The sequence below is a fragment of the Corynebacterium sp. NML 150383 genome, assembly GCF_002285085.1.
Lineage (GTDB): Bacteria > Actinomycetota > Actinomycetes > Mycobacteriales > Mycobacteriaceae > Corynebacterium > Corynebacterium gottingense.
In genome coordinates this window covers 15086-40046 of record NZ_NSGK01000007.1, presented here as the reverse complement: position 1 = coordinate 40046, position 24961 = coordinate 15086, and the positions used below count along the sequence as shown (strand labels likewise).

Sequence of the window (24961 nt, the reverse complement as noted above, 5' to 3'; positions counted from 1 at the left end):
GAAGCGTTTCAGGAGAATCGGAGAATACCTACCACGCCTGGCTCAGGTCCGCGTGCTGGCGCACCCACGCGTGCATCGCAATGCCCGCGGCGACGCCCGCATTGATGGAGCGCGTCGAGCCAAACTGCGCAATCGAGCAGGTCATGCTGGCCGCGTGCGCCGTCTCCTCCGTAATGCCGGGGCCTTCCTGCCCGAAGACGAGGACGCAGCGCTCGGGCAGCTCCGCCGTTTCCAGCGGGACGCATCCGGGGGTGTTGTCGATGGCCACGACCGGGATGTCCTCCGCGCGCGCCCACGCGGCAAAGTCCTCCACCGTCGCGTGGTGGTGGATGTGCTGGTAGCGGTCCGTCACCATCGCGCCGCGGCGGTTCCAGCGCTTGCGGCCAATGATGTGCACCTCCTTGGCCAGGAAGGCGTTCGCGGTGCGCACCACAGTGCCGATGTTCATGTCATTTTCAAAGTTCTCGATCGCCACGTGAAACGGGTGCCGCTTGCGGTCGAGGTCCGCGACGATCGCCTCCATGGACCAGTAGCGGTAGGCGTCGACCACGTTGCGGCGGTCACCATTGGCCAGGAACTCTGGGTCCAGGCGGGCGTCGTCAGGCACGGGCCCCTCCCACGGCCCGACGCCGTGGCGGCCCTCATTCCACTCGGTGGGTCCCTTCGCGGACTCCGTGTCCGCGGGATCAGGCAAGGCCGAGGTCCTCGAGGCCGAGGAGGAAGCGGTACTCCAGGCCGGCGTCCTTGAGCACGGCGTCCGCGCCCGTCGCGCGGTCCACCACGGTGGCGACAGCGACGACCTCGGCGCCCTCCTCGCGGCAGGCCTGCACCGCGGTGAGCGGGGAATTGCCGGTGGTGGTCGTGTCCTCGACCACGAGCACCTTCTTGCCCACGATGCTCGGGCCCTCAATGCGGCGCTGCATACCGTGCTTCTTCGCCTCCTTACGCACCACGAAGGCGTCGATGTCGCGCCCGTCCGCGTGCATGATGGCGGTGGCGACCGGGTCCGCGCCCAGGGTGAGGCCACCGACGGCGTCGAACTCCAGGTCCTTGGTCAGCTCGCGCAGTTGCGCGCCGATGAGGCGGGACGCCTCGTGGTGCAGGGTCGCGCGGCGCAAGTCCACGTAGTAGTCGGCCTCCTTGCCGGAGGACAGCGTCACTTTGCCGTGGACGACGGCCAGTTCCTTGACCAGTTCTGCCAGCCTTGCTTTGTCACTCATCAGTGTTCCTTTCCATGTGCTGTTCAGGGTCTGTGTCCGGCCTGGTGCTCGGGCGCGAGTCGTCGAAGATGGACGGCGGCCGCTGCTCGCGACGCACCCGAGTCAGGTCCGCCGGCGCGTCGCCCTCGGCGGGGTGGCCGTCGGCGATGGGCGCGACCTCATCGCCGCCCAGGTCGCTGTAGTCAATGTCGCCGCGGCGCGCCCCGGTGATGCGGGTGGGCATCTCCAGCGGCTCGTCCGGCCGCTGCACGGACTCCGTGCTTGGCGACGCCTCCTCCACCAGCGCCGGAGCGGGAGCCGGCATCTCGCGGGTGGGGTAGCCGAAGCTGAGGGGTTCGGCGGATTCGGGCGGGAGGGTGCGGGCGGCGTCGGCAAGCAGCGCGAGCGGAGCGAGCGTCTCGTCCCACTCGTCGGCCGCGGAGGCGCGATCCATCTCCGCGAGCACCCAATCCGACTCGAACCAGGCGGCGGTGACGCTCTGCGGCAGCTTGGACAGCGCCGTGCGCACGCGGACGTCCATGAACCGCTCGACCGGGCCCTCGTGGGTACCCAGCACCGTAAAGCCCTCGGCGTGCGTCACTTCCACCAGGTCAGCGGAGGAATCCGCGTGGAAGCCCTCGCGGCGCATATCCACTACGACGTCGCTGACACGGCCGGTGTCCATCGCGATAACAGTCACGCCGCCCAGGTCCATGACGTGCACGGTGTGGCCGTAGATCGCGCCAGAGGCGATGTCCTTGGGCACCGCACCTGCCGACGCCGCACCACGCTGCCACTCCCCCGCCAGCTCGTCGGAGTGCTTGGCAAAGTCGAAGCCGTGCCCCTCGGCCCACGCGCGGCGCTCGCGCCTCGACGCCCCGGGGAACTGCAGGCCAGACTTCCGGTGCGCCCGGCGCGCGGGCTGCGGTGCGGGTTCTGGTTCAGGCGCTGGTTCTGGTTCTGGTTCGGGCTCGGGCTCCGGTTCTGATTCCGGTGCAGGTTCTGGCTCTGGCGCCGGCTTGGGCTCCGGCGCGGGCTCGGGTTCCTCGCGCGATTCTTCCTCGTGGAGCGGAACCCAGCGCTCCGAGGCGGGCTCGGCCGGCTCCGCTGGCTCCGCCGGTTCAGCGGGTTCCGCCGGTTCGGGGCGCTCGTGCGCGGGAGCCGGGGCGGGTGCTGCGGCGCTTCCGCGGTCGCTGGAATCGCGGGAGTCGGCGAACATGAGGTAGCCGCCGGCTGCGAGCGCGATCAACGCGAGAACAAAAAGTAAAGGTGCCATCGCGTCACGATATTACTGCGTCGGCCCAACGTCCGGGCGGTTGAGGGGACGGCGCGGCCTACAGGTCCGTGGCCACCGGATTGGTCTTGTTAGCGCTCCACTGCGACCAGCCGCCGACGTAGTGGGTGACCACCGGCAGACCCACGTGCTCCATCACGGCGAGCAGGAGGGCCGAGTGGTTGCCGGAACCGGAGTAGGCGATGACCTGTGCAGGGTCCGTGTTCTGGGTCAGGCCCACCTGCGCGAAACGATCGCGGATCTGGTCCTCCGGCAGCAGCGTCTGCGACTCCTTGTCAAAGAGGTCGTAGACGGGCAGGTTGATGGCACCCGGGATGTGGCCGGCGCGGAGGTCCAGGATCTCCCTGCGGCCGTCGAAGCGGTCGGCCCCGCGGGCGTCGATAAGCATGCCCTCGAAATCGCGGACGTCCTGCATGGAGGCGGTGGGGAGGTTGCCCGGCTGGACTGCCTTACTGCGCTTGACCACGGGGCTGCCCGGACCGGCGAGCGAGTCGAAGCCGTTGCGGTCCCAGGCAGCGAACCCACCGTCGACGATATGGACGTCCTCGACACCCATCCAGCGCAGGATCCACCAGGCGCGGGCTGCGTAGAGGCCAATGCCCTGGTCGTAGATGAAGACGGGGCGGCCGTCCTCGATGCCCCAGCTGTGGATCGCGTGCTCCGCCACTTCCGGCTTGGGCAGTGGGTTGCGACCTTGGCGGCTGCCCGGCATGCCTGCGAGCTGCGCAGCCGGATCGCAGAACTGCGAGGTCGGGATATGCTCGGAGAAGTACTTCGACAGCGCCTTCCCCTCCTGCGGTTCCCACAAAGACGCCAAGATGGTGTACTTCCTGCCGGTCTGAATTCGTTGCCGAAGGTCGTCGGCGGAGACAAATACGCTCATGGGCGCCAGTGTAGCGCCGGGACGCGAGGCACACAGCGCGTAAGCGCGTTAGGCCATGTAGCCCGGCGCTTGTTGGATCGCGCCCTCCGCCTCGAGCCCGTCGAGCCACTCGCGGATCCCCTCGCGCGGGCAGTCCGGGCCGATGCTCGCGGCGAGCATGCCGCCGGGGCCAAGTTCGACGCGGCACCCAAACGCGAGCAGCGTCTCCGCAATCTCGTGCGGCTGCTGGGTCTCGGGCAGGATGCGCATTGTCGACGCCCCACCCCTGACCACCACGGTATCCACATGCCAGTTGCCGCCAACGCGCACGCACTCGACGATGTCGCCGACCGCCAGGGACGTATCCACAAACGGCACACTCGCCACAACGAAGTGGTTCCCACCCAAACTGTGCGCGGCCAACTGCTCGTTTTCCACACCCGGCATGGCAACGCGGGCGAGGATCTTCGTTGGATACTGCATATCTCGGAGCCTACCGCCCGCGTCAAATGCGTGAGTGCGTTTTGGGACGAGCGGGTGCCGGGGACACCTCGTTACCCCCAGCACATATTCAGCCGTACAATGGTTCGCGTCACATCCATTCTCCGATCCTGAGGAGGCAGACCTTCATGACAACCGCTACTTCCATGCGCGCCGCCGTGGTCAAGGAATTTGGCCCCAAGTTGCACGTAGAAGACATCGACCTACCCACTCCGGGGCCCTTCCAGGCGCTGGTGAAGCTGCACGCCTCTGGCATCTGTCACACCGACCTGCACGCAGCGGAAGGCGACTGGCCGGTGAAACCCGCGCCGCCGTTCGTCCCCGGCCACGAAGGCGTCGGCGAGGTTGTCGAGCTCGGACCGGGCGAGCACCCCGTCCAAGTCGGTGACATGGTCGGCAACGCTTGGCTCTGGTCTTCGTGCGGGGAGTGCGAATTCTGCCGCACCGGGCGCGAGACCTACTGCGCTAAAGCCGAGTACGGCGGCTACACTGTCGACGGCTCCTTCGGTCAGTACATGCTGGTAGACACCCGCTACGCGCCGCGCATCCCCGACGGCGCAGACCCGGTGGAGGTCGCGCCGATCCTGTGCGCGGGTGTGACCGTCTACAAGGCGCTCAAGGTCACTGAGACCAAGCCCGGCCAGTTCGTGGTGATCTCCGGCATCGGCGGACTCGGCCACGTCGCCGTGCAATACGCCGTCGCGATGGGCATGCGCGTGATCGCCGTCGACATTGCCGACGACAAGCTGGAGCTGGCAAAGAAGCTGGGCGCAGAATTCACGGTCAACGCGAAGGAGCAAGACCCCGCCGAAGCGGTGCAGGCATACACCGAAGGTGGCTCGCACGGGATCGTGGTGACCGCCGTCCACCCGGCCGCCTTCGGTCAGGCCATCGGCATGTGCCGCTCTGGCGGCACCATCGTCTTCAACGGCCTGCCGCCGGGAGACTTCCCCGCCTCCATCTTCGACATCGTGCTGCGCGGCATCACGATCCGCGGCTCCCTGGTTGGCACCCGCCAGGACATGGCCGAGGCGCTGGACTTCTACGCGCGCGGCAAGGTGGCGCCGCATGTGACCGCCTGCGAGCTTGACGACGTCAACGATGTCTTCGAGCGCATGCGCCAGGGCAAGATCGACGGGCGCATGGCGATTAAGTACTAGGTGCGCCGCTGGCTGAGGTCCTTCGGGGCTTCAGCCGGAACTAAGTGTCACTCAATTAGACTCCCAAGGGTGACTGGTTATCTTGCTCCCACGAAAAAGGTCCGGGTCGCCGACCTTGCGCAGAAGAAGGCGTCCGGTGAGAAGTAGGCGATGCTCACCGCCTACGACTACTCCACCGCCCGCGCGTTCGCCCAGGTCGACATCGAGTGCTTGTTGGTAGGAGACTCGGCCGCGAACGTCGTCTACGGCTACGGGTCCACCAACCAGATCGGCGTTGACGAGATGGTCCACCTCGGCGCCGCAGTGGTGCGCGGGGCGGGCAACGCGCTCGTTGTGATCGACCTGCCCCTTCGGCACCTACGAAGCGAGCGACGAACAGTGCGTGCACACCGCCACCGACATGGTGCGCCGCACCGGCGCGCACATGGTCAAGCTCGAGGGCGGCGTGCGCATCGCCCCGCGCATCCGCGCGCTCAAAAACGCGGGCCTCGCGGTATGCGCACACGTCGGATTCACCCCGCAATCCGTCGATAGCCTCAGCGGCTTCAAAGTCCAGGGCCGCGATGCGGGGGCGGAGCTTTTGCTTGACGACGTCCACGCAGTCGTCGACGCAGGCGCGGACCTCGTCGTCTTCGAAATGGTTCCCGCGGCGCTCGCCGCGAAGATCACGCGCGAGTGTCCGATCCCCACCGTCGGCATCAGGGCCAGCCCGGACACGGATGCGCAGGTTCTGGTCTGGCACGACATGGCTGATCTGCCCGCGGGCGATCACCGCGCGCGCTTCGTCCGCCGCTTCGGCACGATCGGCGCCGACCTCACGGCTGCTGCCGCCAACTACAAGCGCGCGGTACACACCGGCGAGTTCCCCGCCGAGGGGCACACCTTTTCGTAGCCGTTAGCTAATCTGGATCGGCGCGTTGTCGAGCAGGCGCGTCGAGCCAACCTTGGCGGCCACCAGCAGGCGGGCTTCGCCGGTAAATCCGGCCGGGAGCTCGGCGAGGTCTGGTGTGGTGGCGACGAGGTAGTCGAGGTGGAGGTCGGGCGTGGCGTCGAGAAGCGAGCGAGCGGAATCGACGCTGCCGGCAGCGATTGCCCTGGGGATGGCAAGGGCGACCTCGCGCTCGGAGACACTGAGGTAGCGGTTGCGCGACGACAGGGCGAGACCATCGGCATCGCGCACAATCGGACATCCGTGGACGCGGACCGGGAGATGCAGATCATCCACCATCTGGCGGATCAGCGCGAGCTGCTGGTAATCCTTCTCGCCGAAGAACGCGTCGCTAGCTCCCGTGAGCGCGAACAGCTTCGCCACCACCGTGAGCACGCCCGCGAAGTGTGTCGGGCGGGTCGCGCCCTCCAGCACCTCGCCGAGGGGACCCGGCTGGATCGTCGTGCGCGGGCCGTGGGGGTACATCGTCTCAGCCGAAGGCGCGAACACAGCCTCGACGCCCTCCGCTTCCAGCTTCTCTACGTCCTCGGCGAGCGTACGCGGGTAGGCGTCCAGGTCCTCGCCCGGCGCGAACTGCAGCGGGTTGACGAAGATACTCACCACCACCGGGTTGCCCAGAGACTTTGCCTGCCTGACCAGAGCGAGGTGGCCCTCATGCAGCGCCCCCATCGTCGGCACCAGGGAAACAGGGCCGTGGCCGATGGCGTCGGTGAGGGACTCAGGGGTGTGGACCAGATGCGTCATGTAGATGATTATGGAACGTGCCAAGCAATTACGGGGATTTCTGCAGGTGCAAGGTGACGCCCGTCTCGCGCATCATCTCAAATGTGTCTGCTGTATCCACACCCATCGCCAAACAGGCATCCGGAATAAGAATCCTTTTCCGTGAGTGCGGTTGTGAGCGCTCATGGGTTACGACCGTATGTTGATGCTCACGAGCGTAAGCAACGAGAAGATAATCGGCGTGATTTCCTACAAAAGCGTTGATGGCTTCCTCCCGGTACGCTCCTGAAACAGCCCACTGAGAAAGCGGCTGGAAGTGCTTCGTCGTTGGCTGATCAATCGCCCTGAACAAACCAGGATTTGCACGCGTCCACTCAGCGAGCTCATCATTGCCCTGTAGGAGTTCATCCCGGACGGCTTCGATACTGCACACCAAATCTTGCCGATACGCGCCTTCGAGCCAATCCCAGAATCCCGGCGCGAGGTCGAAAGCGTAATACCGGTTCTTCGCCTCAATGAGGATGTTGGCGTCGATCAGGAACATCAGGCAACCCCCAATTCTTCCGCAAGATTCTCAAACGTTGCATGTTTTTTCGCACCAAGCAACTGGTACGCGTCCCGGTACGCAGTGGAGCCTTCCAAAGCGCTCGCGATCACCGCTCGAGAGAAACTGCGACTGAGGCGCAGTGGCTGGGTGTAGTAATAGTTGCCGCCGCCATCGCTGCGTCGCGTATCAAAAAAAGACATGACACGCCGCTTCTCTACTTCATACGCCTTGGTGTATTCATTCCAAGGAAGCACCTTGGCATCATAAAGACGTTTAAGGATCACCAGCGTACTGACGCGATAGGTCCTAGCAAGGCGTTCCAACTCCTCTACGTTCACGACGCCCTGAAATTCCTCAATCAAAGCATGCATCGGCACAAGCACCTCTGCAGCGACTTGGTTGCACCAGAGCTCAGCCTTAGGACCATCCTTAGCTGTCATGGCGGCATCCGAGAGTGCGCTGCCACCTAACCAAATGTGTGCCAGCTCGTGAATCAGCGTAAAGATTTGGGCTGCTTTAGTGTCCGCTCCGTTGACAAAGATCAGTGGGGCGAGGGAGTCCGCCAAAGCAAATCCTCGGAACTCACTAGGATCCAGTCTCCGGTGCGGATCGGAACCAACGACACCACTTACCATGACCAAGACGCCGACTCCCTCGATCCGGTCAATCAACTGACGCAAAGCCTGTTCCCAATTGGGGAAGGTGGCGCGTGCATCAAGAACAAAATCTAACGCGTTCCGAATCTGGCTCGCGACTTTTTCAACTGGCGAATTCAACGTGGCAGCACCAACAAAGGAGACTTCGTCGAAATCGTTCATCAAGGCATGTTCGCGATACCAGTCTTGACGCTGCTGACACTGGTAGATCGTGTCAAGGAGATCTGCCGAGGGTTGCTGAACCCCAATGTTGCCCAACGTCCTCATATCCGGGATTGGAATCGCCTCTACCGGCGGTTCCGGAAGAAAAAGCAAACCCAAAGGCGTATGCGTAGCGTTTGCAAACTTCTTTAATTGTTTGAGTGTGGGGCGTTCTTCTTGAGAGAGCCATAAGTCAAGCTTCGGAGCACGACGAACAGTAGTGTCCTCATCCCAACCACTCCGCCGAACAGCCCAACGAAGAACCTCTGGGGCAACATCCACCCGCACTACCATTCCACTCACCTCCACCGACTTTGTGGATCGACTACGTAGGCATCATCATACGTTTCTTTGACATCCGCCCAGGGGGCCGCAGGCTCCTAAATGGAGCTAGCTCCATTTGACCGACCAGTCAAACCGCGACCTGCGGTTTTGCACTGCCACAGGGTGCAAATGGAGCTAGCTCCTTGTGGACGACAGACGGACTACGGCCCGGAGGCCTGCTCGGCCCCGCCGCCGACACCGACTTACGCAGCGTCGACGGTGAGGTGCTCCCCGCCCTCTGCGACGTCCACGTTGACGGTGTCGCCGTCGCGGACGTAGCCGGCGAGCAGCGCCTTCGCCAGGCGGTCGCCGATGGCCTGCTGGATCAGGCGGCGCAGCGGGCGGGCACCGTAGGCCGGGTCGTAGCCGCGCTCCGCCAGCCAGGCCTTCGCGGCGTCGGAGACGTTGAGCGTGAGGCGCCTGGAAGCGAGACGCTCCGCCAGCGAGCCGAGCTGGATGTCCACGATGCCCACGAGCTGTTCGGACGACAGGGCGTCGAAGACGACAACGTCATCGAGGCGGTTGATGAACTCGGGCTTAAAGTGGTGCTTCACCGCTTCCATGATCTGGTCGTGGCTGCCGCCCGCGCCCAGGTTGGAGGTGAGGATGACCACCGTGTTGCGGAAGTCCACCGTGCGCCCCTGGCCGTCGGTGAGGCGGCCCTCGTCGAGAACCTGCAGGAGGATGTCAAAGACGTCCTGGTGGGCCTTCTCCACCTCGTCGAAAAGCACGAGCGAGTACGGGCGGCGACGAACAGCCTCGGTGAGCTGGCCGCCAGCATCGTAGCCGACGTACCCCGGAGGGGCGCCGACCAGACGGGAGACGGAGTGCTTCTCGCCGTACTCGGACATGTCGATGCGAACCATCGCCGTCTCGTCGTCGAAGAGGAACTCCGCGAGCGCCTTCGCCAGCTCGGTCTTACCCACGCCGGTAGGGCCGAGGAAGAGGAAGGAACCAATCGGGCGGTTCGGGTCGGCAACGCCGGCGCGAGAACGGCGCACCGCGTCGGACACCGCGTTGACCGCGTCCTTCTGGCCGACCACGCGCCCAGCCAGCAGCTCCTCCATGTGCAGGAGCTTCTCGGTCTCGCCCTGCATCATCTTGCCCGCCGGGATGCCGGTCCAGGAGGACACGACCTCCGCGATCACGTCCGGGGTGACCTCCTCGGTGAGCATCGTCTTCTGGGTCTCGCTGGCGCTCGCCTCCGCGTCCGCGAGCTGCTTCTCCAGCTCGGGGATGCGGCCGTAGCGCAGCTCGGAGACCTTGGCGTAGTCGCCGTCGCGCTCCGCGATCTCGGACTCGTTGCGCAGCCGCTCCAGCTCCTCCTTCGCGGACTGGACCGAGTCGATCTCCGCCTTCTCATTGGACCAGCGAGTTTTCAGCTCGTTCAGCTTTTCACGCTGGTCAGCGAGCTCCTGACGCAGGTCCGCCAGGCGCTGCTGCGAGGCTGCGTCCGACTCCTTCTGCAGCGCGATCTCCTCAATCTCCAGGCGGCGGACCACGCGCTCGAGCTCATCGATCTCCTGCGGCGAGGAGTCGATCTCCATGCGCAGGCGAGAACCGGCCTCATCCACCAGGTCGATCGCCTTGTCCGGCAGGAATCGGTTGGTGATGTAGCGGTTAGACAGCTCGGCGGCCGAGACCAGCGCGGAGTCCTGGATACGCACGCCGTGGTGCACCTCGTAGCGCTCCTTCAGGCCACGCAGGATGCCAATCGTGTCCTCCACGGTCGGCTCGCCCACGTACACTTGCTGGAAGCGGCGCTCCAGGGCGGCGTCCTTCTCAATGTGCTGGCGGTACTCGTTCAGCGTGGTCGCGCCGACGAGTCGCAGCTCGCCGCGGGCCAGCATCGGCTTAATCATGTTGCCCGCGTCCATTGCGCCCTCGCCGCTCGCGCCGGCGCCAACAATGGTGTGCAGCTCGTCGATGAAGGTGATGATCTCGCCGTCTGCCGACGTAATCTCGTCCAGCACGGCCTTCAGCCGCTCCTCGAACTCGCCGCGGTACTTCGCGCCCGCGACCATGGAGCCGAGGTCGAGGGAAATCAGCGTCTTGCCCTTCAGCGACTCCGGGACGTCGCCCGCGACGATGCGGCGGGCTAGGCCCTCCACGATCGCGGTCTTGCCCACGCCGGGTTCGCCGATCAGGACCGGGTTGTTCTTCGTGCGGCGGCTCAGTACCTGGACCACGCGGCGGATCTCCGAATCGCGGCCGATCACCGGGTCAATCTTGCCCTCGCGGGCGCGTGCGGTCAGGTCGGTGGAGTACTTCTCCAGCGCCTGGAACTGGTCCTCCGGCGCCTCGGTGGTGACCTTCTTGTTGCCACGCACGGACTGGAAGGCTGCCTTAATCGCATCGTAGGTAGCGCCGCGCTTGGTCAGCAGCTCCGCGGCCTCATCGGTGCCGCGGGCGATGCCGGCGAGAAGTACCTCGGTGGACACGTATTCGTCGCCAAGCTCCCCGGCGAGCTCTTGCGACGCATTAAGCGCGTTGAGCGCATCGCGGTTGAAGTTGGGGTTGGCCATGTTCTGGCCCTCCGCCTTGGGGTAACCGGCGACCAGCTCGCCCGCCTCGCGCGCCACCGTCGCGGGGTCAACGCCCGTCGCTTTGAGGACGGGGGCGGCGATGCCGTCCTCCTGCGTGAGGATTGCCTGCAACAGGTGCGCCGGGCGAATATCCGGGTTCCCTGCCGCGGAGGCCTTCTGCAGCGCCTGCTGGATGGCCTCCTGCGTCTTGGTTGTGGGGGTAAAGGATGCCATGGTCAACATCGTCCTTTCCGTGTGCGTCTATTTTGTAGCGTTTATCTCCCGTTTTACTCGGGTCACTCTCTATAACGCACCGGAAGTTGAGTCTGTTCCACTCAACCCTGTTTTGTTGTTTACTCCCGCTTTGCCGGCACCCACTTCGAAGCAAAGGACAGAATCACCACGCCCACGGCCACCGCGAAGGCGATCCAGCCTAAGCCCGTGACAAAGCCGGCGATCACCGCGATGGGCGCGAGGATGGTCATGCCGATCTCAAACGGGGCGAAGCCGACGTACGCCACGCCGTACTCGTTGAGCGTGCCGGACTTCAGCTTCGGGTCGACCATCTTGAGCAGTGCGATACCGGTGGCCACTGCCGCGGTCGCCCAACCCCAGCCGAACAGGCCACGCTCGAGCCAGTTGGTGCCAAAGAACAGCGGGCCCGCCCACAGCATCCACACCACACAGAACACGGTGCCCAGGACGAACAGGAGCAGGAGCGCCTGCCAGTACCCGGCGAGCGCCGCGGGCACGATCGACGCGATACCGAAAGCAATCATGTAGTCGGTGGCTGCGCCGGAGATGGAGCTAATGGTGTCGCGGTCCAGGTAGTTCGGCCGCCCGACAGCCTTCAGCAGGCCGCGGCCAATCAGGCCCACCACGCACGCCATCGCGAACAGGGGGATGGACACGTTTTCCCACTGCGACTTCACCAGCTGGTTCAGCATGTACGCGATGAGCACGGTAAACACCACGAAACCACCGTGCAGCGCCAGCGGCTCGATGGAGGACGGGTTGGTAGTCGCCTTGCCGATGGAGGGGCGCTCAGATTCGTCGTCAATATAGCCAGTGCGCAGCTCGCGGGGCAGGTCGCCGCTCAGCTCAGCCGCCTTGCCCTTGCGGATGCCCCAGTTTGCCACGATCACGCCGCCAACGATGGCCACCAGTGTGCCCACGGTCGCGGACGTAAAGCCGATGGACGAGGCGTTTTCCACCCCGACCCCCTCCAGCGCGGAACCGACCGCCGCCGCGGTGCCGAACCCGCCGACGAAGCCGACCGGCAGCATCATGCCGAACCAGGGCTCCGTGCCAAACAGCGGCGCAAACAGGTACAGGCCCAGCAGGATGAACAAACCCCACTGCCCCATGAACATCGAGGTCGTATACGCCCACATGTTGCGCGCACCCGCGGCCACGGAGCCGCCGAGCTCCATCGAGTACGCCATTGACGCGAACACCACGGCGATCAAAAGTGTCGTGTATGTGCCCACGCTGTCAGACCAGTTGATCACCCCGAGCACTTCCTGCCCGAGGACAAGACCGATCAGCCCCGCCGTGATCGGCGCAGGCAGCAGCAATGCCTGTAATACTTTCAGCCGGTTGCGGAGTACGTTGCCAATGATCAGAAGCACCGAGATCCAGCCAATATCAGTCAGCATTGTGTACGGCGTAAATTCCATTGCTGCCACCTACCTTTCCCATTGTTTTAGATGTCACATTACCCTGTAACGCATGAGCTCTTTCCGCACCGCCTCCCGCGAAGCAGCCCAAGTTTTGCTTAACGACGAATCGCTGTCCCGGTCCACACTCTGGACCTACTTCGTTGCTGAATTCCCTGAGGCAACCGGTCTTCTCCCGGCCGGCGTGACGGAAGCAACGCACTCCATGGTGTCCGTGCCGGGGAAGGCACTGCTGCGCGTCGCCGACACCGCGCCGGACGACGAGTCGGTGGACCCCACCGCTCTCGCCCCGGCCGTCGAGGGGGGTCTGCGGGACTGGGCCCTGCACATGCGCAGGACCGGCTTTCCCTCCGCCGAGTACCCGCGCGCGGCAAAGCTGTACCAGGACCTGATCGCTTCCATGCTCGGCCACGAGCTCGACGAGCGAGTCGCCCGGACGCTGGAGGAGTTCGGTGAGGTCATGCGCAGCGCGGCCGAGCAGGCTGACCAGAAAGGTATTCCGGCGGCCTCCGCCGCCCAGGTCACCTCGGTCATCGAGGCCTCGTCCTTCGAGGGCGCCCCCGCCGCAGCGCGCACCCGCATCGTGCGCCTGGAAACCAGCACGCCCATTCCGTACGAGCCCGGGCAAGTGGTGCCGGTGCTGCAGACGAACCGCCAGGGCGTGTGGCACGACCTGGCGCCAGCGTTGCCGTACAACGAGCTCGGCCAGCTGGAGTTCCACGTCCGCGAGGAGTTGGACGTGGAAGTGGGCGACTACGTCACGCTCGGCGCAGCTTACGGGACTGCTCCGCTGCGTGGCGTCGATAAGCGCCCTGGCCACAGGCTCCTCATTGTCGCCGACGGCACAGGCCTGGCGGCGGCGAAGGCGATGGTGTTCGACCTGATGGAGCGCGACGAGCGTCCCGAGGTTGAGCTGATGATCGGCGTGGAGCACGAGGACGAGTTCTATGACCTGCACACGTTTGCTTCGCTGACCTCGAGCTCCGAGGTGCACGATTGGCTCACCATCACCTGTGTTGCGGAGCAGGTGATCGACCCGGAGGACCCGGAGTCGCCCGCGATTGTGGAGGGGCTGCGCCGCGTGTGGATCGGCGTCGAACGGCTCGCATCGGCGACGGGCACTTGGTGGGGCCGCGACGTCGTGGTCTGCGGCAGCGTCGCCCGTTGCACGCTGATCACGGATGCCATGAAGGAAGCTGGCGCGCCGGCACCGACCGTGGTTGCCATGGACGAGGAAGCCGATTGGTTTAACGAGCACTAGCCGAGCCTCTCGTATTCCTCAATCCACAGGTCCTCGTACTCCCTCATCGTCATCGCGTTGTCGTCGCGGTACGGCCGCTGGTACGAGGGCGAGATAAACCGCGTGCCGTCCGGGAAGACGAAGTGCACGTCGTCGGCGTCTTTGATAATCCGCGTGTGCCCCTCCGTCACCAGTGAATGACACGCAGAGCACAGCGGCAACAGGTTTTCCATCGTCGTTTCGCCGCCCAGCGCCCAGTCCTCCACGTGGTGAACCTCGATGAACCTGGTATGGGTGCACCCCGGCACCGCGCATTCACTGCCCCACATTGTCATGAGCGCGTTGAGCTGCGCGTCGTTGGCAAGCCGCGCCGACTTCGACGTGTTGATGATCAGCCCCTGGTCATTCACCTCGTTCACCCGCACGATGGCGTTCGACACGGCGTGGGCAATGCTTATCGACGCCTCTCCCACCCCATTCGGCATATAGGCCCGCCCATCCGTCGTCGTCACGATATTCACGTGCGCTCCCGGCGCGCGCAGTGGGTTCTTCGGCTTGCTGCGCACCACATTGACCATGCCCATAAACGCCGCGAGCATGGCTTTCCCCACCGGCAGGCCGAAGCCGGATTGGTTAGTCATCTCCTTCAGGGCCTCGTCGACGCCGTCCTGTTCCACCACCTCCGCGAGGTCGACGTCGTAGTAGGACAGTTCGCCGATCTTGAGGGCCGCGGCGACCTTCGCGCCTTCCAGCGGGCTGAGGTCCGCCCACAACCCGAATCTGCCGTTCTTCCGCTCCGCAATGCGGACATACGAGGAGGGTTTGCTCTCTCCCTCCTCGCCCTCACGCTGGCGCCACGCGAGCTCGGCTTCAAGCTCGTGGTAGCCGAGCTTGATGGCCAACTCGACGAGCTCGGCCTCATCATTGTGCTTGAGATACGGCAGGAGTAGCCGCACTTTGGAGTAGTTCACGTCTCCCTCGTTGAACGCCTCCGCGAGGAGCAAGTAGCACATGAGATCACGCGCGATGGAGACGTATTCGTGCGCGGTGGATTTTGAAATACCTAGCCGCCGAATGAGCCACTGAGCCGTCGTTGTTGCGCCGAGGCGACGCGCGAGTCGCAGCTTGTCAAAGATGCCGATGTCGCGCAGTAGCGCCGCCTTCTGCCGAGTCATTCGCCCGAAGGTCGATGCAATCCGGTCTGCTAATTGCGTGATTGCGCAGGAGCTAGTAGGTGGATCCTGTTCGACAGCACCATCATCAGCGATAGCATTTTCGATATTTTCAGGACTGGGATGCTTTGGTGATTCGGTCATGATGCGTGGCTCCGTTCATGGGTTGTCGGGGTGTTGGCAATGAAGATAGCACCCCCACCGAACATCGACCTGACCTGCCCTTTTATCAAGTTAAGTACGTTAACAACGTTGACGTTCGCTAGCGCGTTGAGTCGCGGTAACCAACGACTGAAGGAAGTCCGCATTGCGGACTTTTCTCAGCATTCTACGTTCGAACAACATGGATTTCGCGCACACCCATTCCAACGTGACTGAACGGAGTCCGCATTGCGGACTTTTCTCAGACGGCGGGCTCTACGACATTCGCGTCGATGCCTCAATATCCACCACCGGAAGCGCGCGGCGGGTTGCGCCAACGGCATCGAGATCAATGTCCGCGACGAGAATTTCCGGTCCGTATCCCGTCTCCTCAACCACGACGCCATCCGGCGCGACGACCACCGAGTGCCCGATCCCGGTCGGCCCCGACTCCTGCCCAGCCTCTCGCTCAAAGTCGGGACGGGCCTGTCCCGCTGCTGCAAGGAATACGCCCGAATCAAGTGCGCGCGCACGGGTGAGCAAGCGCCACTGCTCGAGCTTGCCGCCCCCATCCGCCCAGCTCGTTGGTACGACGATCACCTCGGCGCCGCGGCGGGCCAGCTCGCGGAACTGCTCCGGGAAACGAATATCAAAGCAGATAGCTACCCCTACGCGTACGCCATCGCACTCGAAAGTCACGAGCCGTTCCCCCGCTTTGACGGTGTCAGATTCGCGATAGTCGAACGCGTCGTAGGTATGAATCTTGTCGTAGCCCAGGTGCACGCCTTCACCCGTAATGAGCGCCGTGTTGTAGACCCGGTTGATCGTCTTCCCGTCCACCTCGCGGGAATCCGCAGGACGAAACATCCCCGCCACAATGGTTACCCCAACGTCCGCCGCGAGCTGCCGGAGCGCGGTGGCGAACTCGCCATCCAGCCCCTCGGCCTGCTCATCCAAGCGCCCCTGCCCGAAGGCCTGGCTCGTCGCCTCCGGCAACACAATCAGGCTCGCCCCCTGCTCGGCCGCCTCTCGAATGAGCGGCGACACCTTAGCCAGGTTTTCGCGCACGTCAGGGCCGGTGGTGGTTTGAATGCAAGCAAGTTTCATGCATCCAATGCTAAACATTTTCAAATTTGTTTGCCCTACCCATTGATTCGGTTGTTACGGTTGTATAGGGTTACACCATGAACTTTTTACACCTTACGCAATCCACAGCTTCCACCGCCCGCGCTCACACACCGCCGGACCTCACCCATTATGACCCACGCCTTTCCCCATCATCCACCGCAAACGCGTTATCCGCAGTCTGTTCACACCACACGTTAGCCATGCAGCACACCACCGGCGGGATCCACGCACACCTCGACGAGGTTGCCCGCTTTGCCGACCGCGTCTGCGACCTCGACAGCACCATCGCGGGGAGGCTCGATGCGCACCGATAGCACCGTCTACCAGCCCGCCCTCTTCCCCGACGAGTTGCGCCGGGCGGCGGATGAGGTGTGGGAGGGGCTGTGCGGCGTCGATAGGCAACTACTCAATGCGCGCCAGGCCAGCGAAGCTTTGGTTCGATCCGGCTTCGAAGGCCCTGCGGCGAACGCATCGAATGCGACCCTCAACGCCTACGCGGCCGAGCTGGAAACGCAACGCGCGGACCTCGAGCGGGTTCGTACAATTCTGCAGGTTGCCGCGCTGGCACACGCCTGCTTGGACGCGGTGGCGGAGGTGGCGATTCGGGCGGGGCACCACCAACTCATCCAGTGGCTCAACCGGCGATCCCAGGCGCTCGACCGCGAAACCGCGGACGCGCTGCGCACGAACGTGCCGCTCCATACTATCGACGGACTCTTCGCCCACCCCGACGACTCACTCGAGCAGGTCCACGCGCGGCACGCCGCGACTGTCCCCGCCGCGACGCTGCAGACCGTCGAAGCCAGCGGCGGCACCATCCTGGAAGCCGGGCCGGCGAGCACCACCGTGATGATTGGTAACACCGTCGCGCCCGAGCGGGTGATCACCATGGTCGCCGGCACGCACACCGGCAAGCCGGAGGACTTGGGCGGCGAGCTCGACAAGGCACAACGCATCGCCGCGCGCACCGGCGCGTCCGTCGTCGTCTGGCAGGGCTACGGCCCGCCCGCCAACATCCCCGACGCGGGCGCGCAGATCAACGCCGTGCGCGGCGCGGACAACCTCGCGCAGTTCCAAGCCGCCCTCGAATCTCGCTTCCCCAGCGCCCAAAAGACGATCGTCGCGCATAGCTACGGCACGCTCGTCCCCACACTCGCCGCCGCCGAGCACGGATTGCTTGTCGACGACCTGTGGCTCCTCGGCAGCGCCGGGGTCGCTGGCAACAGCGTGGACGACTTGGCGCTTGCGGGGCCGGACTCCACAGTGTTCGTCGTGGACTCGCCGGACGACATCATCCTCACCCTGCGGTCGGGCCCGGATGCTGCGCTGGGGGCCTCGCCGTCGTCGCCAAGCTATGGCGCCACCCCTATCGAGGGCGTGACCGGAAGCCATACGGACTATTTCACAGACTCGGCGTTCCTGTCTGCCTTAGCACAAGAAGGCGGACAATATGGGCGTTTTTAGGTATCATGTTTTGCGTTTAGTGATTCATCACCCAATAGGAGGGAATCCATGGCACAAAACTTTGCAGAAAACGTCGTAGCTAAGCTCGAAGAACTCGGCATCAAGCGCATCTACGGGCTGGTCGGCGACTCGCTAAATCCGCTGTCGGATGCAGTGCGCCAGAGCGACATCGAATGGGTCCACGTCCGCAACGAGGAGGCCGCCGCGTTCGCCGCTGGCGCTGACTCGCTCGCCGCCGATGAGCTCGCCGTCTGCGGCGCTTCCTGCGGCCCGGGCAACACCCACTTCGTGCAGGGCCTGTACGAGTCGCACCGCAACGGCTCCAAGGTCCTGGCAATCGCCTCCCACATCCCGACCATGGAGATCGGCTCCTCCTTCTTCCAGGAGACCCACCCCGAGCTGCTCTTCCAGGAGTGCTCCTCCTACTGCGAGGTCGTCCACAACCCGGACCAGGGCATGCGCGTGTTCCACAACGCTGTACAGAACACCCTGGCCGGCAACGGCGTGTCCGTGATGGTCGTGCCCGGCGACGTCTTCGCCGCCGACGTCACCGACGGCCCGCACACCGCGGACTCCGTCTACGCCACCGGCGCGAAGAAGCGCGTGTTCCCGGATCCGCACGAGGCCGCTCGCCTCGTCGAGGCCATCAACAACGCCGAGAAGGTCACCATCTTCGCCGGCTGGGGCGCTCGTGACGCCCGCGACGAAGTCTTCGCCCTGGCGGAGAAGATCAAGGCGCCGATCGGCCACTCCTTCCGCGGGAAGATGTACTTCGAGCACGACAACCCGTACGACGTCGGCATGTCCGGTCTGCTCGGCTACGGTGCGTGCCTGGACGCCATGGACGAGTCCGACCTGTTCATCATGGTCGGCACCGACTTCCCGTACTCCGACTGGCTGCCGGACGAGAACGTCGCGCAGATTGACATCGACGGCAGCCACATCGGCCGCCGCACCAAGGTCGACTACCCGGTCGTCGGTGACGTGAAGAGCGTCATTGAAAACATTCTCCCGCACATCGAGGAGAACAAGGACCGCAAGTTCCTGGACAAGATGCTCAAGCGCCACTACCAGCTGCTCGAGCACGTGGTGAACAACTACACCAAGAAGGCAGCCGAGTCCACGAAGCCGATCCACCCGGAGCTGGCAGCCTCCGTGCTGGACGAGCTGGCTGATGACGACGCCTACTTCACCGTCGACACCGGCATGTGCAACGTCTGGTCCTCGCGCTACCTCACCCCGAACGGCAAGCGCGACGAGGCCGCGTCCTTCCTCCACGGCACCATGGCCAACGCACTGCCGATGGCCATCGGCGTGCAGGCAGCCTTCCCGGACCGCCAGGTCATCTCCTGGTCCGGCGACGGCGGCCTGGGCATGCTCATGGGCGAGCTGCTCACCATCAAGCTGCACCAGCTGCCGGTGAAGGTCATGTGCTTCAACAACTCCTCCCTCGGCATGGTCAAGCTCGAGATGATGGTTCAGGGCATGCCGTACTTCGGCACCGACCACGAGGAAGCCAACTACGCCGAGATTGCCAAGGGCGTTGGCATCAAGTCCTTCCGTGTGGAGGACCCGGACGACCTCAAGCCGGTGATCAAGGAGGCCCTGGAGTACGACGGCCCGGCCCTCGTTGACATTGTCACGGACCCGAACGCGCTCTCCCTGCCGCCGGGGATTACCTGGGACATGATGAAGGGCTTCACCAAGTCCGGCGCCCGCACCGCCTTCCTCGAGGGCGGCGTCGGCCGACTGTTTGACCTGGCCAAGTCCAACCTGCGCCACATCGGCGGCGCAGCGGCCATCGAGTTCGGCGGCTAGTCCGGACGCACGAAAAAAGGGGACGCGGTCAGATCGACTGCGTCCCCTTTTTGCTGTCGCGGTTAGGGTTGTGCGCGGCGGCGTCGAGAAGCTGCGGGCTCCCACGTCACCACCGCTGTCGAGCGCGGCACGTGCACGAGCTCGCCGCCGCGGGCGGGGCGGGACTCGAGGCGCTTGCGCAGCTGGGTGTTCTCCTCGTGCTTCGCGGCCAGCTCTTCCTGCAACTCATCGATCTGCTCGGTGAGCTGGATAATCGTCTTGATGCCGGCCAGGTTCACGCCGTCCTCCTGGGACAGCTGCTGGATCCGGCGCAGCAACGAGATGTCCCGGCGCGAGTAGCGGCGCCCGCCGCCGCGCGTGCGCATCGGGGTGACTAGGCCCATCCTGTCGTAGGTGCGCAGCGTCTGGGCGTGCATGCCGGTGAGCTCCGCGGCAACGGAGATTACGAAGTACTGCTCGGTTTCCCTCGACACGTGGCTCACCTCCTACTGTGCGCCGGCCCACCCGGCGCGCGGGTCAAAGCCGGAGTCCCGCTCCGCCTGGTGGTAGGCGCGCAGCGCGCTGGTTGCGGCCGCATCCAGGTCGTCGGGCACCTTCACCTCGACGGTGACCAGCAGGTCGCCGGCCTTGCCAGACTTCTTCGGCACACCGCGGCCCTTCACGCGCAGGGTGCGCCCGTTCGGGGTGCCCGCGGGGATCTTCACGCGGACGCGCTTCTCCAACGTCGGCACCGTCACGGTGCCGCCGAGGGCGAGCTCGCCGAAGGACACGGGAACCGTGACTTCCAGGTCGTCGCCGGAGCGGGTGAAGACGGCGTCGTCACGCACGTGCACGCTGACAAACAGGTCGCCCGCTGGCGTGCCGTTCGGCCCGGCCTCGCCCTGGCCGGCCAGGCGCACCTTCTGCCCGTCGACCACGCCGGCGGGGATCCGCACCGTGATCGTGCGGGCCCGACGCACGGTGCCGGTGCCGCGGCAGGTGGTGCAGGGGTCCTCGATGATCTCGCCCGTGCCCTGGCACTCCGGGCACGGCCGGGCCATGCCGAACGCGCCGTTGTTCTCCCGGATGTAGCCCGAGCCGGAGCAGTGGCTGCACCGGTGGGTCTTGCCGTCCTTGGAGCCGGAGCCGTGGCAGGTGGTGCACGGCGCGTCGCCAGTCAGCTCGACGGGGAAGGTGGTGCCCTTCGCCGCCTCGCGGAAGTCGAGCGTTATTTCCGTTTCGACGTCGGCCCCCCGCGACGGCCGAGCGTTCCTGCCAGCACCGCCGCCGCGGTTAAAGAGGCCACCGAAGAGATCACCAATGCCGCCGTCTCCAGCTTGTCCAGCACCGGCGTTTCCGAAGATGTCTGAGAATCCGGAGTAGTCCGAGAAGTCCGTCTGCGTCGTGCGAAACCCGCCGGGAAACCCGGTACCACCTCCCCCGAAGCGCCCAGCACCCATCATGGACTTGAACTGGTCGTATTCCTTGCGTCGCGCCTCGTCACCGAGGACGTCGTACGCCTCCGCCACGCGCTTGAACTTCTCCTCCGCAGCTTTGTCGCCGGGGTGAGAATCCGGGTGGTTTTCGCGTGCGAGTTTGCGGTACGCCTTCTTAATGTCTGCAGCCGAGGCGCTTGAGGAGACCCCGAGGTCACCGTAGTAGTCCTTGCCTGCCCATTCCTGTTGCATTGCCATCTCGCACCCTCCTTTCACGCAATGTTAGTGCGTTGCTCTCGAGTCATTCTGTTGTTCTACGAAAAGGGCCGGGGAAGAGTCCGCTTCGTTGTCGCTTCCTCGTTCCCCGGCCTCGAGCCGTTGGGCCGATCGTGGCCCTAGGCGTTATCTGCTGCGTTATCTGCTGCGTCGCCCTCAGCGTTTTCCGCAGGGTCCGCGATGATCACCATCGCGTTGCGGATCAGGCGCTCGCCGACGCGGTAGCCCTTGCGCAGCACCGTCCCGACGACCTGCTCGCCGCCGGAGGACAAGTCCTGCACCGCCTCGTGGATCTCCGGGTTGAAGGGCTCGCCCTCCGCGCCGAAGGCCTCGACTTTTTGGTTGGCCAGCACGCCGCGGAACTTGTCGGCGAAGGACTTCAGCGGCCCTTCGTTCAGGTCGCCGTGCTGGTCGGCCAGGTCAAGGTCATCCAGCAGCGGCAGCAGCTCGCTGGCAAACTTCGCCTTCGCGTGGTCCGCGATCTGGCCGCGCTCGCGATCGGTCCGGCGGCGGTAGTTCGCGTACTCGGCGCTCACTCGCTGCAGGTCCTCGGTGCGCTCGGCCAGTTGCTTTTCGACGGAGTCGCCCTCCTCGACAACCTCCTCAGCGGCTTCGCCGTCAAGGCTGGCCTCAATGTCGGCGAGTTCCTCGTCGACGCTCTGGGCGCCCGCGGCTTCTTCCGCGGCCGCTTCAGCCTCGTCGGGGGTGACGAACTGCTCGTCGGTGTTCTCCGGTGCGCCCGGATCTTCCGGCATCTGCGGGTTCGGGTTCGTCATAACCTGACCACTCCTGACTTACTTGTTGTCGGAGTCGTTGGACTCCTCAGCGTCGTCCTCAACAACCTCGGCGTCAACAACGTTGTCGTCGCCTGCGGCGGCGTCGGCCTGGGTTGCGCCCTCGTTGGCCTGTGCCTCGTAGAGGACCTTGCCCAGCTCCTGGGACTCGGTGTTCAGCTTCTCCACGGCGGACTTCACGGCCTCGAGGTCGTCGCCCTTGAGCGCCTCGTCCACGGCATCCGCAGCCTCGGTGACGCGGGTCTTCAGGTCCTCCGGCAGCTTGTCGGAGTTCTCATCCATGAACTTGCGCGTCTGGTAAGCGGCGGTCTCCGCGTTGTTGCGGGTCTCCTGCTCCTCGCGGCGCTTCTTGTCCTCCTCCGCGTGCTGCTCGGCGTCCTTGACCATGCGGTCGATCTCCTCCTGGGACAGACCGGAGCCGTCCTGGATCTTGATCGTGTTCTCCTTGCCGGTGGCCTTGTCCTTCGCGGACACGGAGACGATGCCGTTTGCGTCGATGTCGAAGGTGACCTCGATCTGCGGCACACCGCGCGGCGCCGGAGCGATGCCTGCCAGCTCGAAGGAGCCGAGCAGCTTGTTCGCAGACGCCATCTCGCGCTCGCCCTGGAAGACCTGGATCTGCACGCTGGGCTGGTTGTCCTCAGCGGTGGTGAAGGTCTCGGAACGCTTCGTCGGGATGGTGGTGTTGCGCTCGATCAGCTTGGTCATCACGCCGCCCTTGGTCTCGATACCGAGGGAGAGCGGGGTGACGTCGAGAAGCAGCACGTCCTTGACGTCGCCACGGAGCACGCCAGCCTGCAGGGCTGCGCCGAGGGCCACAACCTCGTCCGGGTTCACGGACTTGTTCGGGTCCTTGCCGGTCAGCTCCTTGACCAGGTCGGTCACGGCCGGCATACGGGTGGAGCCACCGACCAGGACGACGTGGTTGATGTCGCCGACCGAGAGGCCAGCGTCCTTGATCACCTGGTTGAACGGGGACTTGGTGCGGTCCAGCAGGTCAGAGGTGATCTTCTGGAACTCGGTGCGGGTCAGGGTCTCGTCCAGGAAGAGCGGGTTCTTCTCGGAGTCAACGGTGATGTACGGCAGGTTGATGGAGGCCTGCTGGGAGGAGGACAGCTCGATCTTTGCCTTCTCCGCAGCCTCGCGCAGACGCTGCATTGCCATCTTGTCCTTGGACAGGTCCACGCCCTGTGCGGACTTGAACTTGTCTACCAGCCACTCAACGATGCGGTTGTCCCAGTCATCGCCGCCCAGCTCGTTGTCGCCGGCGGTAGCGAGGACCTCAACGACGCCGTCGCCGATCTCCAGCAGGGAGACGTCGAAGGTGCCGCCGCCCAAGTCGAAGACCAGGATGGTCTGCTCGGAGTCGTTCTTCTCCAGGCCGTACGCCAGCGCAGCCGCGGTCGGCTCGTTGACAATACGCAGGACGTTCAGGCCCGCAATCTGGCCGGCCTCCTTGGTGGCCTGGCGCTGTGCGTCCTCGAAGTATGCCGGGACAGTAATGACCGCGTCAGTCACCTCGTCGCCCAGGTACGCCTCCGCGTCGCGCTTCAGCTTCATCAGCGTACGAGCGGAGATCTCCTGCGGGGTGTAGTCCTTATCATCAATGTTGATGGTCCAGTCATCGCCCATGTGGCGCTTGACGGAGCGGATCGTACGGTCAACGTTGGTCACCGCCTGGTTCTTTGCGGACTGACCAACCAGCACCTCGCCGTTCTTCGCAAACGCGACAACGGACGGGGTGGTGCGGGAACCCTCGGCGTTCGCGATAACGACCGGCTCGCCGCCCTCCAGGACGGAGACGACCGAGTTCGTGGTGCCAAGGTCAATACCTACTGCGCGTGCCATGTTGCATTCCTCCTGTAAACGTGGGGTTTATCAATAAGTTGATGTGCTGTGACTCAACTTCACGGCAACCACTGTAACAGATGATCTGCCGCTCTTGAGTCCGTCGCACTCAATCCTTACAACGGCACGCGGTATAAAGTTGTTCCCACCCGACTCAACTTTTTATGTTGCGGCAGGTCAGTAGACTTTTTTCACGGCTGGAATTGCGCCAAGGCGTCGTCAACAAACGGTCGCGCCGCGTAGCCCAGGCCGACGAGCGCGAACAGACCGAGCACGACGCCCGCGATGCCGAGCCCGGTGGTCTGGCTCGACGTCATGGAGCTTGCTGGCAGGACCGAGCTGCCGCGCGTCTTGCCGTCGGCGCAGTCCGAAAACGCCTGACTGTAGGACAGGATCGGCGCGGCGAACTCGGGCGCGTGGGTCTTGGCGGCGTCGATGATTCCGTCGCGGATGTCCACAAGGCTCGTGCCAAACAGGATGCCGCCGACGGTCCCGCCGACCACGGGACCGAAGTCCACGCCGTGGAGCGGCCCCTCCTCGTGCGCCTTGGCCGGAGTGATCGTGATCGTTTGGTCCGTAATCACGTCCTTCTTGGCGGCGTTGAGGAATCCGACCATGCGCCAGTACTTATCCTTTTGCTTGCCAAGCGCGAGCGCCGCCTGCGCGTCGGAGACCTTCTTGTCCGCGGGGACGGGCAGGTCGCTGGCGCTTGCCACGTCCTTTCGCACGCCGTATTCCCAGACGATTTCGGCTTGCGCCTGGGCGTCGTCACCCTCAACGCTGTCGCGGACCTGCTCGCCCAGCCGGGTGAACAGCGCGGAGTAGGCGCCGTTGACGCGCTCGGTGTCCGTGTCCGTAAAAGTGATGGTGCACTGGCCTTTGTCGGAATCGTGGGTGGTTTCGTAGGCGTTCGCGTGCGGGGCGACGAGCGCCGAGGCGGAAAGCGCAGCGGCGAGGGCGGCGCCGGCGCAGCGCCTGGTGGTGTAGTTCACGTAGAGTGCTCTTTTCTTGAATGCAGGTTGGCCCCGCGGTCCGCGCATGGGGA

Annotated in this window: 21 protein-coding genes and 1 pseudogene; 5 read left to right on the top strand and 17 right to left on the bottom strand. The window is 64.7% G+C overall.

Annotated elements, in window-relative coordinates:
* Positions 1-28: 28 nt before the first annotated feature.
* From CKJ85_RS08200 to CKJ85_RS08175, 5 genes are read right to left on the bottom strand one after another with little or no spacing between them, the layout of a single operon-like run.
* Positions 29-694 carry a TrmH family RNA methyltransferase gene (locus CKJ85_RS08200; RefSeq protein WP_095554014.1) on the bottom strand — a complete coding sequence of 222 codons (666 nt, stop codon included), beginning with the start codon at positions 692-694 and terminating at the stop codon, positions 29-31.
* Positions 687-1220 carry an orotate phosphoribosyltransferase gene (gene pyrE, locus CKJ85_RS08195; protein WP_095554013.1) on the bottom strand — a complete coding sequence of 178 codons (534 nt, stop codon included), beginning with the start codon at positions 1218-1220 and terminating at the stop codon, positions 687-689. The genes CKJ85_RS08200 and pyrE overlap by 8 nt, the downstream gene beginning before the upstream one ends.
* Positions 1213-2475 carry a hypothetical protein gene (locus tag CKJ85_RS12020; protein WP_158221633.1) on the bottom strand — a complete coding sequence of 421 codons (1263 nt, stop codon included), beginning with the start codon at positions 2473-2475 and terminating at the stop codon, positions 1213-1215. Before CKJ85_RS12020 ends, pyrE begins: the two co-directional genes overlap by 8 nt.
* Before the next feature lie 58 nt (positions 2476-2533).
* The gene (locus CKJ85_RS08180) at positions 2534-3376 is read right to left on the bottom strand and encodes a sulfurtransferase (RefSeq protein ID WP_095554011.1); all 843 of its coding nucleotides are present in this window, start codon (positions 3374-3376) and stop codon (positions 2534-2536) included.
* Between the two features lie 48 nt (positions 3377-3424).
* On the bottom strand, positions 3425-3838 hold the full coding sequence (locus tag CKJ85_RS08175; RefSeq protein ID WP_095536075.1) for a DUF4265 domain-containing protein: 414 nt from the start codon (positions 3836-3838) through the stop codon (positions 3425-3427).
* 146 nt (positions 3839-3984) lie between these two features.
* Here CKJ85_RS08175 and adhP point away from each other — a divergent pair, with 146 nt between their 5' ends.
* Both adhP and panB read left to right on the top strand, forming a co-directional pair.
* The gene (gene adhP, locus CKJ85_RS08170) at positions 3985-5016 is read left to right on the top strand and encodes an alcohol dehydrogenase AdhP (RefSeq protein WP_095536074.1); all 1032 of its coding nucleotides are present in this window, start codon (positions 3985-3987) and stop codon (positions 5014-5016) included.
* Between the two features lie 69 nt (positions 5017-5085).
* Positions 5086-5908: pseudogene (panB, locus tag CKJ85_RS08165) on the top strand (3-methyl-2-oxobutanoate hydroxymethyltransferase).
* Positions 5909-5911: 3 nt separating this feature from the next.
* Here panB and panC read toward each other — a convergent pair.
* From panC to CKJ85_RS08140, 5 genes are all read right to left on the bottom strand, one after another.
* Positions 5912-6709 (bottom strand): pantoate--beta-alanine ligase, encoded by a 798-nt coding sequence (panC, locus tag CKJ85_RS08160; RefSeq protein WP_095554010.1) that lies wholly within the window; start codon positions 6707-6709, stop codon positions 5912-5914.
* A gap of 28 nt (positions 6710-6737) precedes the next feature.
* Complete coding sequence (locus CKJ85_RS08155; protein ID WP_095275659.1) at positions 6738-7232, bottom strand: DUF4411 family protein; 495 nt, start codon at positions 7230-7232, stop codon at positions 6738-6740.
* On the bottom strand, positions 7232-8386 hold the full coding sequence (locus CKJ85_RS08150; protein ID WP_095554009.1) for an ImmA/IrrE family metallo-endopeptidase: 1155 nt from the start codon (positions 8384-8386) through the stop codon (positions 7232-7234). The genes CKJ85_RS08155 and CKJ85_RS08150 overlap by 1 nt, the downstream gene beginning before the upstream one ends.
* 233 nt (positions 8387-8619) lie before the next feature.
* Positions 8620-11175 carry an ATP-dependent chaperone ClpB gene (gene clpB / locus CKJ85_RS08145; protein ID WP_095554068.1) on the bottom strand — a complete coding sequence of 852 codons (2556 nt, stop codon included), beginning with the start codon at positions 11173-11175 and terminating at the stop codon, positions 8620-8622.
* Between the two features lie 119 nt (positions 11176-11294).
* Complete coding sequence (locus tag CKJ85_RS08140) at positions 11295-12620, bottom strand: sodium/glutamate symporter (RefSeq protein WP_095537514.1); 1326 nt, start codon at positions 12618-12620, stop codon at positions 11295-11297.
* A 52-nt stretch (positions 12621-12672) separates the two neighbouring features.
* On the opposite strand from CKJ85_RS08140, the gene CKJ85_RS08135 reads away from it, so the two are divergent.
* Entirely contained in the window at positions 12673-13881 is a 1209-nt protein-coding gene (locus tag CKJ85_RS08135) for a hypothetical protein (RefSeq protein ID WP_143340184.1), read from the top strand.
* Here the strand turns inward: CKJ85_RS08135 and CKJ85_RS08130 are convergent.
* Together CKJ85_RS08130 and CKJ85_RS08125 are read right to left on the bottom strand one after the other, a co-directional pair.
* The gene (locus tag CKJ85_RS08130; protein ID WP_158221632.1) at positions 13878-15035 is read right to left on the bottom strand and encodes an HNH endonuclease signature motif containing protein; all 1158 of its coding nucleotides are present in this window, start codon (positions 15033-15035) and stop codon (positions 13878-13880) included. The genes CKJ85_RS08135 and CKJ85_RS08130 overlap by 4 nt on opposite strands.
* A gap of 414 nt (positions 15036-15449) precedes the next feature.
* A complete protein-coding gene (locus CKJ85_RS08125; RefSeq protein ID WP_095554006.1) occupies positions 15450-16280 on the bottom strand; it encodes a carbon-nitrogen hydrolase family protein in 831 nt (276 codons plus the stop codon).
* Between the two features lie 321 nt (positions 16281-16601).
* On the opposite strand from CKJ85_RS08125, the gene CKJ85_RS08120 reads away from it, so the two are divergent.
* Together CKJ85_RS08120 and CKJ85_RS08115 are read left to right on the top strand one after the other, a co-directional pair.
* A complete protein-coding gene (locus CKJ85_RS08120; protein ID WP_095554005.1) occupies positions 16602-17765 on the top strand; it encodes an alpha/beta hydrolase in 1164 nt (387 codons plus the stop codon).
* A 48-nt stretch (positions 17766-17813) separates the two neighbouring features.
* Positions 17814-19583, top strand: a complete 1770-nt coding sequence (locus CKJ85_RS08115; protein WP_095554004.1) for a pyruvate dehydrogenase — start codon at positions 17814-17816, stop codon at positions 19581-19583.
* Positions 19584-19645: 62 nt separating this feature from the next.
* Here the strand turns inward: CKJ85_RS08115 and CKJ85_RS08110 are convergent, their stop codons facing one another.
* The 5 genes from CKJ85_RS08110 to CKJ85_RS08090 form a co-directional block, all read right to left on the bottom strand.
* Positions 19646-20056, bottom strand: a complete 411-nt coding sequence (locus tag CKJ85_RS08110) for a heat shock protein transcriptional repressor HspR (protein WP_095554003.1) — start codon at positions 20054-20056, stop codon at positions 19646-19648.
* Between the two features lie 12 nt (positions 20057-20068).
* Positions 20069-21256, bottom strand: coding sequence for a molecular chaperone DnaJ (dnaJ, locus tag CKJ85_RS08105; RefSeq protein ID WP_095554002.1), 1188 nt, complete (start codon positions 21254-21256; stop codon positions 20069-20071).
* Between the two features lie 137 nt (positions 21257-21393).
* Positions 21394-22050, bottom strand: coding sequence for a nucleotide exchange factor GrpE (gene grpE, locus CKJ85_RS08100; protein ID WP_095546650.1), 657 nt, complete (start codon positions 22048-22050; stop codon positions 21394-21396).
* An 18-nt stretch (positions 22051-22068) separates the two neighbouring features.
* Positions 22069-23916: a molecular chaperone DnaK gene (dnaK, locus tag CKJ85_RS08095; protein ID WP_095536061.1), complete on the bottom strand. Its 1848-nt coding sequence runs from the start codon at positions 23914-23916 to the stop codon at positions 22069-22071.
* Between the two features lie 191 nt (positions 23917-24107).
* Positions 24108-24908: a hypothetical protein gene (locus CKJ85_RS08090; protein ID WP_095554001.1), complete on the bottom strand. Its 801-nt coding sequence runs from the start codon at positions 24906-24908 to the stop codon at positions 24108-24110.
* Between the last annotated feature and the right edge of the window lie 53 nt (positions 24909-24961).